The 13,109-nt window shown below is 41.0% G+C and carries 11 protein-coding genes and 1 pseudogene; 5 read left to right on the top strand and 7 right to left on the bottom strand.

Annotated features, from left to right (window positions below):
* Positions 1 to 110 precede the first annotated feature (110 nt).
* From WBW42_RS15500 to WBW42_RS15510, 3 genes and pseudogenes are all read left to right on the top strand, one after another.
* Positions 111 to 1,826, top strand: a pseudogene (locus WBW42_RS15500) (copper amine oxidase); the annotation flags it as partial.
* 144 nt (positions 1,827 to 1,970) lie between these two features.
* Positions 1,971 to 3,188, top strand: a complete 1,218-nt coding sequence (locus WBW42_RS15505) for a hypothetical protein (RefSeq protein WP_081404024.1) — start codon at positions 1,971 to 1,973, stop codon at positions 3,186 to 3,188.
* A 33-nt stretch (positions 3,189 to 3,221) separates the two neighbouring features.
* Positions 3,222 to 4,709: an NAD-dependent phenylacetaldehyde dehydrogenase gene (locus WBW42_RS15510; protein ID WP_032056025.1), complete on the top strand. Its 1,488-nt coding sequence runs from the start codon at positions 3,222 to 3,224 to the stop codon at positions 4,707 to 4,709.
* A 57-nt stretch (positions 4,710 to 4,766) separates the two neighbouring features.
* Here the strand turns inward: WBW42_RS15510 and pcaD are convergent, their stop codons facing one another.
* The 7 genes from pcaD to WBW42_RS15545 form a co-directional block, all read right to left on the bottom strand.
* Positions 4,767 to 5,546, bottom strand: a complete 780-nt coding sequence (pcaD, locus tag WBW42_RS15515) for a 3-oxoadipate enol-lactonase (RefSeq protein ID WP_002120942.1) — start codon at positions 5,544 to 5,546, stop codon at positions 4,767 to 4,769.
* Between the two features lie 10 nt (positions 5,547 to 5,556).
* Positions 5,557 to 6,771 (bottom strand): 3-oxoadipyl-CoA thiolase, encoded by a 1,215-nt coding sequence (gene pcaF, locus WBW42_RS15520; protein WP_032056026.1) that lies wholly within the window; start codon positions 6,769 to 6,771, stop codon positions 5,557 to 5,559.
* 468 nt (positions 6,772 to 7,239) lie between these two features.
* Positions 7,240 to 7,893: a 3-oxoacid CoA-transferase subunit B gene (locus WBW42_RS15525; protein ID WP_005802097.1), complete on the bottom strand. Its 654-nt coding sequence runs from the start codon at positions 7,891 to 7,893 to the stop codon at positions 7,240 to 7,242.
* A gap of 18 nt (positions 7,894 to 7,911) precedes the next feature.
* Entirely contained in the window at positions 7,912 to 8,583 is a 672-nt protein-coding gene (locus WBW42_RS15530) for a 3-oxoacid CoA-transferase subunit A (RefSeq protein ID WP_005069060.1), read from the bottom strand.
* A gap of 134 nt (positions 8,584 to 8,717) precedes the next feature.
* The gene (catA, locus tag WBW42_RS15535) at positions 8,718 to 9,638 is read right to left on the bottom strand and encodes a catechol 1,2-dioxygenase (RefSeq protein WP_032056027.1); all 921 of its coding nucleotides are present in this window, start codon (positions 9,636 to 9,638) and stop codon (positions 8,718 to 8,720) included.
* A gap of 160 nt (positions 9,639 to 9,798) precedes the next feature.
* Positions 9,799 to 10,089: a muconolactone Delta-isomerase gene (gene catC, locus WBW42_RS15540; protein WP_017386076.1), complete on the bottom strand. Its 291-nt coding sequence runs from the start codon at positions 10,087 to 10,089 to the stop codon at positions 9,799 to 9,801.
* 23 nt (positions 10,090 to 10,112) lie between these two features.
* Positions 10,113 to 11,219, bottom strand: coding sequence for a muconate/chloromuconate family cycloisomerase (locus WBW42_RS15545; protein ID WP_025465977.1), 1,107 nt, complete (start codon positions 11,217 to 11,219; stop codon positions 10,113 to 10,115).
* 100 nt (positions 11,220 to 11,319) lie between these two features.
* Between WBW42_RS15545 and WBW42_RS15550 the strand changes: the two genes are divergently transcribed.
* Complete coding sequence (locus WBW42_RS15550) at positions 11,320 to 12,234, top strand: LysR family transcriptional regulator (protein ID WP_032056028.1); 915 nt, start codon at positions 11,320 to 11,322, stop codon at positions 12,232 to 12,234.
* Positions 12,235 to 12,314: 80 nt separating this feature from the next.
* Positions 12,315 to 13,109 (top strand): TorF family putative porin, encoded by a 795-nt coding sequence (locus tag WBW42_RS15555; RefSeq protein ID WP_032056029.1) that lies wholly within the window; start codon positions 12,315 to 12,317, stop codon positions 13,107 to 13,109.

Genomic DNA, 13,109 nt, shown 5'->3' on the forward strand with positions numbered 1-13,109 from the left:
TTACTGCTTCAATTTTGAATTCTTCAGGGTATCGTTTACTGCTCATAAGCACCTCGTTAATTAGCCATTTTATCTAACTAAAAGGTGTCTACAAAATCGGTGGCTATTCAGGTGAAGTTAATCTTAACACTCAACAAGTCACCAAATGGAATGTACTTAAAGACACTCATGGAATGGTGCTGCTCGATAATTTTGAAGCCGTACAGCGTGTAATTGAGACAAGTAAAGAATATCAGGAAGCTTTACGGAAACGCGGCATTACCGATGTGAAGAAAGTGATTGCTACACCGCTAACTGTTGGATATTTTGGCGGTAAAGATGGTTTGGACAAACAACTCAATATATTAAAAGTTGTTGCTTACCTTGATGTCGGTGATGGTAACTACTGGGCGCATCCGATTGAAAATTTAGTTGCCGTAGTCGATTTAGATAAAGAAAAAATTATTAAGATTGAAGAAGGTTCAATCATTCCTGTACCAATGGCAAATCGACCTTATATGTCGAATAAGCCAGTACCAAGTAAGCTAAAACCACTCAATATTACTGAACCTGAGGGTAAGAACTTTAGCATTACAGGTCAAACCATACATTGGGGCAACTGGTGTTTGCATGTGGCCTTAGACTCTCGTGTTGGCTTACAGCTTTCAACCGTGACCTATAAAGATAAAGGCGTTAAGCGTAAAGTCATGTATGAAGGGAACTTGGGTGGAATGGTGGTTCCATATGGCGACCCGGATATCGGTTGGTACTTCAAATCCTATTTAGATTCTGGCGAATATGGTATGGGAACACTTACCTCATCTATTCTTCCGGGAACAGATGCACCAGACAACGCTGTTTTACTTGATGCTGTGATTGCAGACTATAAAGGCCAACCACAAGTAATTCCAAATGCGATTGCTGTATTTGAACGTTATGTTGGGCCTGAATATAAACATTACGAAATTTTTGGCAACCAAGATGCGAGTGAAGCCCGCCGTGAACTTGTTGTGCGCTGGATTAGTACAGTGGGGAACTACGATTACATGTTTGACTGGGTATTTGCCCAAAATGGTGTAATTGGGATTAATGCGGGTGCAACAGGTATTGAAGCTGTTAAAGGTGTTAAATCACGCACCATGCATGACAGTACCGCAAAAGAAGACACTAAATATGGAACTTTAATTGACCATAATATTGTGGGTACAACGCATCAGCACATCTATAACTTCCGCTTAGACATGGATGTAGATGGGGAAAACAACAGCTTTATGCATATGGACCCTGTGGTGAAAGCCAATAACAAAGGTGGTGTCCGTACAAGCTCAATGCAAATTGATAGTAAAGTCATTACGAATGAGCAAAATGCAGCTGAAAAATTTGATCCATCTACCATTCGCTTACTCACGAATTTCAACAAGGAAAATAAATTAGGTAATCCAGTTTCTTACCAATTAATTCCTTTTGCAGGTGGAACACACCCTGTGGCGAAAGGAGCTAATTTTTCTAAAGATGAATGGTTATTTAAACGTTTGAACTTTATGGATAAGCAAATTTGGGTGACTCAGTACAATCCAGACGAACGCTACCCTGAAGGGAAATATTCAAACCGTTCGACTCATGACACAGGATTAGGACAATTCATTGGCAACAATGAAAATATTGAAAATAAAGACCTTGTGGTGTGGATGACAACAGGTACAACCCATGTGGCACGTGCTGAAGAATGGCCAATCATGCCAACAGAATGGGTGAATACGCTTATCAAACCTTGGAACTTCTTTGACAACACCCCGACTTTAAACTTGGGTGAAGAAGAGCAAAACACACAGCACGACCATCACTAAACGGATGCGTGATCTAGAGTGGGTAACGAATCGGTTACCCACACCTGAGTACGGTTAGGCTGTTCGCAAAAAAGGAATTTCTCAATGAAAAATTTATTTTCTCAGGTTGTGAGAGGGACTCTCTTTGTCTCATTTTTTTCAACTGTGCATGCTGGTGAGCTTGAAATTAACCCAACTTTTGAAGCAACTTTTGGGGCTTTTAGTAGTGGTAAAAGCTATAACGGCGAAAACTTAGATGATGAAAGAATCAATTGGCAAGAAGGCCATCTTAAATATGGTGCTAAAGGGCAATATACCTTTAAAAACAATCAACTCTATGCAAGCTTGAGCGGTATTAGCTCGGCAACATTTGGTGATGGTGACGCAGGCCAAAATAGTAATGGCAAAGAACGTAAAACAGATGTGAATGAATGGATCATTGGTTTTAAAGACGGTACCAATAAAGATGAGTTGATGACTTATGATTTAAGTATTGGTCGACAAAATATCATGATTGGTGATGGGTTCTTTATTGCGGGTGATGCGTTAAACCTAGGAAAAGTGCCTGCGGACGGCACACTAGATCGGGGCGGAGCATATTATCTGGCAGCTCGTCGAAGCTTTGATTTTACAAGTTTGCTTCAATACAAACCGCAAGAGAATACAACGCTAAAGCTGGCTTATTTAAAATCGGACAATAAAGCACAATTTTCCCCAGAACTCTTTGTGACTGATCTGATGTATCAGCTTAAAAATAAGGGCGTTGGGTTTACCTATTTAAATGTATTGGATCTTGAAGATGCTGAACACGTTTCAGGGCGCGAAGATCTTAAAAATTATGCTTTACGTTTAAATTATCAACCTTTGCCAGAGCTGCAAGTTAAGACTGAGTTTGTAGTTCAAGATAAAAAAGATAGCCACGAAAATGCTGGCTACTTAGCGCTGAACTATAACTTTTTATCTTCAAAATATACACCCTCATTAGGCTACCGTTTTAGCCATTTTTCAGACCAATATGACACTATGTTTTATGGAAATACAGTCGGCTTTGGTACATGGTTTCAGGGCGAAGTTGCCGGAAATTATGCTGGTCCATTCAATAAAAATGCCGATATTCATCAAGTTTCTTACATGATGAATTTGAAAGAAAATTTTATGTTGGGTGCTTTGGCCTATAAGTTCAAAACAGTAAATAAATCTTTAACTAATGTAGATGGACATGAGTTAGATGTCTTTTCAGTCTGGTCGGTCAATAAAAAATTCAATGTTATTCCTTTAGTTGGGCTCTATAAACCGAAACACGATATCCATAGTGGTGGTACTCAAAACTACGATGATAAGACCAATGTGTATGCGCAGTTAATTTTGCAATACATCTATTAATAAATCCTTTTAAATGAATTGAGAGAAATAAAAATGAGTGAAGTTCAGATTTTAGAAAGCGTACAGCAATTTATGGCGCGTCAACATGGACATTTTATTGATGGAAAATTAGTTGCTGCCGAGCTTTTAGATAAAGTGGATATTGTGAATCCATCGACTGAAGAAGTGGTTGCTCAAATTAGTATTGGTAGTCAACAAGATGTAGATAGTGCGGTAAAAAGTGCTGAACATGCTTTTCAAAATGCTTGGGCTGAAACAACGCCGTATGAACGTGGCGTTAAACTGAACAAGCTAGCAGACTTAATTGAGCAATATGGTGAAGAACTTGCACAGCTTGAAACTTTGTCTACCGGAAAACTTATCAATATTTCCCGTCATCTTGAGGTCGCACAATCCGTTATTTTCTTAAGATATTTTGCGGGTTGGGCAACTAAAATTAATGGTCAAACCATGCAACCGTCTATTCCTTCTATGCAAGGTGAAAAATATACAGCCTTTACTTTAAGACAGCCTATTGGCGTGGTTGCAGGGATTGTGCCTTGGAATTTTTCACTGATGATTGGTGTTTGGAAAATTGGTTCAGCTTTAACCACTGGTTGTACGATTGTGCTTAAACCAAGTGAGTTTGCCAGCTTATCTTTATTACGCTTAGCTGAACTTGCCATTGAGGCAGGTATTCCAGTGGGTGTAATTAATGTGGTTACGGGTAAGGGGGAGACAGGACAATATTTAATTGAGTCGCCGCTCGTTAAGAAAGTCTCGTTTACAGGTTCAGTACCAACAGGTATTGCGATTGGTAAACTTGCGATGAGCAGTGATTTAACCCGTGTAAGTCTGGAGCTGGGTGGTAAAAATGCCATAGCTGTTTTGGCCGATGCAAATATTGATGAGATTTTACCGACTTTGTTGCAAGCAACTTTTGTACATCAAGGTCAAGTTTGCGCATCCCCAGAGCGTTTTTTTGTACACCGTGCAAAATATGATGAACTGGTCGAGAAACTCTCGAAAGCACTTTCTAGTTTCAAAATTGGATCGGCTATGGATGAAGGAAGTATGTTTGGTCCACTTTCTAATCAGCCACATTTTCATAAAGTGAAACATTATTTAGATATGGCTAAAGCCAAAAACCAGATTATTGCCGGTGGTGAGACTCTAGATCGATCAGGATATTTTGTACAGCCGACTTTGATTTCCTTCAAAAATACGGATGATCCTTTATTTTCAGAGGAAACTTTTGGTCCGGTGGTCGGGATAATGCCATTCGAAACTGATGAAGAACTCGTTCAACTGATGAACCACTCACGCTTTGGTTTAACCGCAAGTATCTGGACAAATGATTTGTCTAAAGCTTTGCGATTAATTCCTAAAATTGAAGCAGGCACCTTGTGGGTCAATATGCATACTTTCTTAGATCCTTCAGTTCCATTTGGCGGCGTGAAAGCTTCAGGAATTGGCAGAGAGTTTTCAGATGCATTTATTGAAGATTACACCGAATTAAAATCGGTGATGATTCGGTATTAAGTTTCTACGAGATATAAAAAAATGGCCTTTATAGGCCATTTTTTTTGAATCATTAAATTAACCTAATAAAAAATCCTTTAGGATTTTATTAAAAGCTTCTGGTTGCTCTACATTGGAAATATGAGAGGCATCTATTTCTGCAAGTTTTGATTGTGGAATGCGTTGCTGAATAAACTCACCATCTGCAACAGTCGTTACAGGGTCTTGAGTTCCAGCGATCACCAATACAGAAATTTTAATGTCTTTTAACTGCTCACGGACATCCGCTTTAGCCAAAGCCTCACAACAATTGGCATAACCCATTGCGCTGCCAGCACTTAAGTCGTTACATAGGTTGTTGACGATTGAAGCATGACTTTGGATAAAGGGATCTGTAAACCATCGCGAGGCTGCTGTAGCTGCGATCGGTTGTAAACCTTGCTCACGTACTAATTTTGCACGGTCAAGCCATGCTTGTTCTTGTCCAATTTTAGCGGCAGTATTTGCCACAACCACATGACTAAACCGGTCAGGGTAGTGAATTGCCAGCCATTGACCGGTTAAACCACCCATAGAAATTCCACAAAAAGCAGCTTTGCTAATATTTAGATGATCCAGTAAACGGACAACATCTTCACCTAATTGCTCTACAGTATATGGACCGTCAGGCGTAGATGATGAACCGTGACCACGTGTGTCATAGCAGATCACAAAAAATTGATCTTTTAACTCATTAAACTGTTTTTGCCACATGCCATAGTTGGTGCCCAAAGAATTGGAAAATACCAGAGCAGGGAAAGATGGCTCGCCAAAAGTTTGATAGTTAATTTGTGCATCGGCAGATTGAAAAGATGGCATTTGTTTCTCCTTAAAGTGCTTCAACACATTCAATAATCAAAGCAATGCCTTGTCCCACACCAATACACATTGAACACAAGGCATAACGGCCACCTGTTTGTTCAAGCTGGTTTAAGGCTGTAGTGACTAAGCGTGCACCTGATGCACCAAGTGGATGACCTAAAGCAATGGCACCACCGTTTGGATTTACCTTGTCAGAATCATCTGGCAAACCTAAATCACGGGTCACGGCCAAAGCCTGTGCAGCAAAGGCTTCATTGAGCTCAATTACATCCATCTGCTCTAAAGTCAGGTTGGCTTGTTTAAGTAATTTTTTAATGGCTGGTGCCGGAGCAAAACCCATAATGCGGGGTTCTACACCCACTGCTGTTGAAGCAATGATCTTGGCACGTGGTTTTAGATTGTAAGCTTGAACTGCCTCATCAGAAGCAATCAGTAGAGCTGCTGCACCATCATTAATGCCTGAAGCATTTCCTGCTGTTACTGTGCCATCTGCTTTAACCACAGGTTTAAGTTTGCTTAAACCTTCAAGCGTGGTTGATGCACGTGGATGCTCATCGATATCAATCACCACAGCATCACCCTTACGCTGAGGGATTTCAACTGCCACGATTTCTTTAGAAAAAAAGCCTTTGGCTTGCGCGCTTGCGGTGCGTTGTTGGCTCACCAAGGCAAACTGGTCCTGATCTGCACGATTAACGTTGAACTGTTCAGCGACGTTTTCGGCAGTCTGGGGCATGGTATCTACACCATACAATTCTTTAAGTTTAGGGTTAATGAAACGCCAGCCCATGGTGGTATCTTCAATCTTCTGGCTACGGCCAAAGGCACTGTCTGACTTACCCATCACATAGGGTGCACGGCTCATACTTTCCACACCACCTGCAATCACCAAATTCGCTTCACCTGCTTTAATGGCGCGGGCAGCAATGGCAATCGCATCGAGTGAAGAACCGCACAAACGGTTAATGGTCGTTGCCGGTACTTGATACGGTAAACCTGCAAGCAGTGCTGACATACGGCCGACATTACGGTTATCTTCACCGGCTTGGTTAGCACAACCATAGATCACATCATCGATCTGTTCCCAATCTACACTTGGGTTACGCTGCATGAGGGCTTTAATCGGCACAGCACCAAGGTCATCGGCACGGACAGGTGCAAGGCCACCGGCATAACGGCCGAATGGAGTACGGATGGCATCGATGATATAAGCGTTTTTCATTCTTACATTTCCATTTTGAAATCTATTGCTGTCATTGCCACATCGTTAGACTTTTCCAGAGTTTGCTGGCGATCATCATGGTTACTAAGTTAAAAGTAGACATGACAGAGTCTTATCGTGTTGAGTCAAATGCCAGTAGCTAATTCTTGTCACTTTTTTAAAAAAGTAACCAAAAACCTTTGTTGAACAGAGGAGGCTTCCATGCCTCCCTGTCCAACGGGCGACATCCATGTCGCCTGTCACAATAGCGAATTACGGTAAAAACCAAATTAATAAGCAAGAACCGTATTCAATGAGTTCCATTCTGTGTTTCGCGATGGCGACATGGATGTCGCCTCGTTGCTCAGCACAACAGGGATGTTGTGTCTGAGTAACAAAGGATTTTTGTTACTTTTTATCCTTAAAAAGTAAGGCATTACTTATACAAAAAACTTTTGCTTTCACTAGTAATTGGGGGCTGTATAAACCTTACCCTTGAGTTGCATCAATCAAAGTTGCACCCGTTAAAGCCTGTAACTCATCAAAGCTAAGACCTTCAACTTTCTCAATCACCTTTAAACCATCTTTGGTCACGTCAATCACACAAAGATCCGTGTAAATACGGTCAACACATTTTTTACCTGTAACCGGATAGCTCAGCTCAGCCACAATCTTCGGCTCACCTTGCTTGGTCACATGATCTGTGGTGATAAATACTTTCTTGGCACCCACAGCTAAATCCATCGCACCACCTACAGCAGGAATCGCATCGGGTGCACCCGTGTGCCAGTTCGCCAAGTCGCCATTCGCAGCAACCTGAAATGCACCAAGTACCGCAATATCAAGGTGACCACCACGCATCATCGCAAACGAGTCGCCATGGTGGAAAAAGCTACCACCTTCAAGCATGGTCACAAACTCTTTACCCGCATTAATCAGTTCTGGGTCTTCTTCACCTGCCGCTGGTGGTGGGCCAAAAGCCAATAGGCCATTTTCAGAGTGAAGAAAAATATCTTTATCGTTAGGTAAGTAGCTGGCAATCTTGGTTGGTAAGCCAATGCCTAGGTTCACATAGGCACCATCGGGAATATCTTGCGCCACACGTTGTGCAATCTGGTCACGGCTGAGTTTCTGGTAGCTCATGTTATTTCTCCTTATTGCTTACTGTGCTGGCGCTACTTGTACAACATGCTGTACAAAGATACCTGGGGTGATGATGTGCTCCGGGTCTAAACCACCTAGCTCAACCACTTCAGAAACCTGAGCAATAGTGACATCCGCAGCCATCGCCATGATTGGGCCAAAGTTACGTGCAGATTTACGGTAAACCAGATTGCCCCAGCGGTCACCCTTGTAGGCTTTAATCAAGGCAAAGTCCGCCTTGATCGGATACTCAAGTACGTAATCTTTCCCATCAATCTCACGGGTTTCTTTGCCTTCAGCCAAAAGTGTTCCAAAGCCTGTTGGGGTAAACACAGCGCCTAGGCCCATACCAGCTGCCTGAATACGACACGCCAGATTACCTTGCGGTACCACTTCAAGTTCAACCTTTCCGGCACGATACAATTCATCAAATACATAAGAATCTGACTGACGTGGGAAAGAACAGATGACTTTTTTAACTGAACCTGCTTTAAGCAGTTTCGCCAGACCATAGTCACCATTACCGGCATTGTTGCTGACAATGGTTAAGCCTTTAACACCGAGTTCAATAAGACCATCAATGAGTTCAGCGGGTTGTCCTGCGGTACCGAAACCACCAATCAGAATGGTTGCACCATCTTTAATCTGCGATAGAACCTCGCTTAGTGAGGACTTACTTTTGTCAATCATGTGAGAAACCTTAGAGCATGAGGTAACGTGATGTACTACTACCGCTAAAAATTTATTTAAATTCTTAATGGTAGTAATAAATGGAATAAATTTTGTGAGTCAAAAGCGAACTTTTAACTCACATATACTTTCAATTAAGCACTAGCACGACGACGTTCAACTTCAGTTGAAGGAGCAGCAGCGGCATCTTTAACAAGTTCGATGTTAAATGTGATGTGTTTGAAAGCGTGATCTAAACCACGGCGTTGAATTTCAGCTGGGTCAGTTACATCAACTGCTGTTGCAACTAAGCCATCACGGGTTGCGAAAGCAAAGTCGTCCCATAAGTACTCATCACCCTCAATGTTGAATTGAGTAGTCAGTTTGCGATAACCCAGTGCAGAAACGAAGTAATGAACGTGAGATGGACGGTTACCATGACGGCCTAATTTGTTAAGAAGGGCCTGAGTCGTACCTTCTGGCGGGCATCCATAGCCCACTGGCATAGTGGTTAATGCAACATACTTACCATCGGCATCAGTCAAGATAGTACGACGTAAGTTAAAGTCAGATTGAGACTTATCAAAGAATGAATAGTTACCTAAACTGTTGGCATGCCATACTTCAACTTTGGCATTTTCAATGATATTGCCATCAGTATCAGTTACGGTACCTTCAATAATTAAGGTATCGATTTTGCCTGTTTCAGTACCATCATCCATACGCGCAAAACCAACTGATTCAGGTGCGCCAGCAACATAAAGTGGACCTTCGATGGTACGAGGTGTGCCACCCGTAACGCCAGCTTTTGCATCAGCTTCATCTGCACGTAAATCAAGATAGTGCTCTAAACCTAAACCAGCTGCCAAAAGACCAAGTTCGTTTGCTTGACCAGCATCTGTGAAATATTCCAAACCTTTCCATACTTCTGAAGGTTGGATGTCTAAATCTTCGATGGCTTGAAATAAATCCCCGAGAAGGCGCACTACAATTTGTTGAACACGTGCATCAACTTCGCCTTTTGCAGTGTCGACATTCATTTGTTTTACAAGCGCATCAATTTGTTGACGGTTCATACTAAAACTCCTTAAGTATGCAATACGGTTTTGGGTGGCAGCGCTGCGGGCATTTTGTTTTGCTAGCGAATAAGTGCCGCCACGTTCCTTGTTACCTTCTGAATAATCTGCTTGGTTTTTAAATGGACTTCAGAGATCACATTTAAAAAATTCTTTTGGTTTACGAATCATCATCACGAACAGAAGACGGGTGACGATTAAGCGCCATCACTTCGATGTTCATATAAGGATAAAGTGGTAACCCCTGTAAAATATTGTGCAACTCTTCATTGCTCTCGACATCAAAAATGCTGATGTTTGAGTACTGGCCTGTAATTCGCCAGATGTGACGCCATTTGCCTTGACGCTGTAATTCTTGCGAATAGGCTTTTTCAACAGCCTTAATTTCATTTGCTTTGTCGGCTGGCATATCAAGTGGAATATGCACATCCATACGTACATGAAATAACATGGGAAACTCCTTATCCTATTGCCTCAACGACGTAACTTCTCGACTTTATCTTCATCAATTTCAATGCCTAAGCCGGGAGCCGTTGGCAAGTGCAATTCAAAGTTTTCGTAACGTAGCGGTTCTTTCAGAATTTCTTCGGTAAGCAATAACGGACCAAATAATTCAGTACCAAACGCTAATGTTTCAAAGGTTGCAAACGCATGAGCAGAAGCCATGCTACCTACAGGGCCTTCAAGCATAGTGCCGCCATAAAGATCAATTCCAGCCAAACCTGCAACCTTGGCAACTTCACACGCTTCGATCAGACCACCAGATTGTTCAATCTTCACGGCAAATACGTCTGCACCATGACTTTTTGCAATACGATATGCGCTGTCAGGACCAGTTAAAGCTTCATCCGCCATGATTGCGACATCAAAACGATGGGTGAGGCGAGCAAGTGCTTCAGTATTTTGAATAGCACAAGGCTGTTCAATTAAATCAATCCCGCCATCTTGTAGCTGTTGAATACCTTGAATACATTCCAGCTCTGACCATGCACGATTTACGTCAACGCGTACACTAATATCTGCACCGAGTGCTTTTTTAATTGCAATCACATGATCAACATCGTGTTGCAAAGGGCGTGAACCAATTTTGAGTTTGAACGTGTTATGACGTTTTAACTCAATCATTTTTCGAGCTTCAGCAATATCTTTTTCTGTGTCACCAGACGCGAGCGTCCAAAGTACAGGTAAACTATTGCGCAGACGGCCACCTAAAACTTCACTTAATGGCACGCCTAAACGTTTTGCCTGAATATCAAGTAGAGCAGTCTGAATGGCACATTTCGCGAAACGGTTACCATTAATATTCTTACGAATCAGTTTTAGTGTTTGAGCAACATTTAAATCTTTAACTGATGCGAGTAATGGTGCAAAGTAAGTATCAATATTGGCTTTGACGCTTTCAGGACTTTCTTCACCATAGTTCAGTCCACCAATGGTGGTCGCTTCACCCCAACCTACAATACCATCCGTGGTCGTAATTTTAACGAGCACCAAAGTCTGAGTACGCATGGTAGTTACAGACAACTGGTGAGGACGGATAGTTGGAATATCCACAAGTATGGTTTCTATGGTTCTATACATGAAGTTTCAACTATTTCAAACTTGTTTACATACCATAGAAGAATGTAATAGCCTAAAATAGATATAGAACGGTATTTTAAGATACTAAAAAGGTATATTAATGGAATTAAGACATCTACGTTATTTTGTTACCGTTGTTGAAGAACAAAGTCTGACAAAAGCCGCTGAGAAACTTTTTATTGCCCAGCCACCGCTCACGCGTCAAATCAAAAAACTAGAAGAAGAATTAGGTATTGATTTGTTTGTGAAAGGGTCGCGTCCATTAAAAGTGACAGAAGCAGGGCTGTTTTTTTACCAACATGCAGTACAAATTCTAACGCATACGGCTCAAGCAGCTTCTATGGCTAAAAAAATGAAGCTGGTCGAGAATGTTGTTAAAGTTGGCTATGTGAGTTCGCTTCTTTACGGGCGATTACCGCAGGTCATTTATCTATTTAGACAAAAAAATCCTGACATTCATGTCGAGCTTATTGAATGTGGTACACGAGATCAGGTCGAAGCTTTAAAGTTAGGCAAAATCGATTTAGGTTTTGGTCGATTACCTATTAGCGATCCTGCCATTAAGCGACTTCTACTTCGAAAAGAAAAATTAAAACTCGCGATTCATAAAAAACATCCTTTAAGTGAGCTCCAAGAATCAGGAATTTATTTATCTCAAATTATCAATGAGACAATTTTTTCTTATCCCACAACACCTAAGCCGAATTTTTCGACCACTATTCAAGCTTTATTTACCAAATTAGGTCTTGTTCCCGCCAAACTGACTGAAGTCCGCGAAATTCATATGGCTCTTGGCTTAGTGGCATCTGGAGAGGGTATTTGTATTATTCCAGAAAGCGCCTGTGATATTGGAATGAAGAATCTAACTTATTTAAATATCTTAGACTTAGAAGCCTATAGTCCCATTTCTCTATCGATGCGCAATATGGACCAAAGTTCATATATTCCTAAAATCTTAGATTGTATTGAAGAGATCTATAGCGAAGAAGAAGTATCCAGAAATTTAAATTTATAACTTTTTAATAAGTTTTAAATTGAATTATCATGTTATTTTAAAACTTTAAACCTATAGGTAATATTTAAAAGGATTATTAGATGAGAAAAATTTTAGGGATAGCTTCTCTTATTATGTCTACTGGTGTTGTACATGCTGAACAATTAAATGAACAAGAACAAATTTCTCCATACAGTGCTAATGTAACCTTCGCAAGTCAATATATTTCACGTGGTTTTCAACAAACTTGGGGCAAGCCTGCTTTACAAATTGGTCTAGATTATGCAAATCCGAATGGATTATTTGTGGGGACTTGGGCATCGAATGTAAGCTCTAACTATCTTCGTGATGCTTCAGTTGAGTGGGATTTTTACACAGGTTATATAAAAACTTTTGATAAGTTTTCAGCTGGAATGACGGTTTTTTATTACTATTATCCAGGAGCTAAAAGTACACCTGAAACAGGGAGTACCAGTTATAACTATGGCGAAATTGTGCCTCAAATTGGTTATGGGCCTTTGACTCTTAAATATTTCATTACCTACACTCCAGATTATGCAGGCTATAACTCAGATACGATGGGTGGCCCAGCAGGTAAACGTTCACGAGGAACAACTTATCTAGATCTAACTTTTACTCAGCCTATCAATGAGTCTTGGACTTTTGGTGCTCACTATGGCTATGAAAGAATTAAAAATTTCTCGGAAGCTAACTTTCAAGATATGAAAATCGAGCTGATTAAGGATTTAGGGGATGGCTGGACTACTGGTTTAGCGTATGCCAAAGCTTGGGACAAAGATGGTTTCTATAAAAAGTATAGTAATGGTGAACATGATGCGCCAATTTCAAATCCGATTGATTCGACATTTACTGTCTCAGTTAAAAAGGTATTCTAA

It is taken from the genome of Acinetobacter sp. LT1 (genome assembly GCF_059800965.1).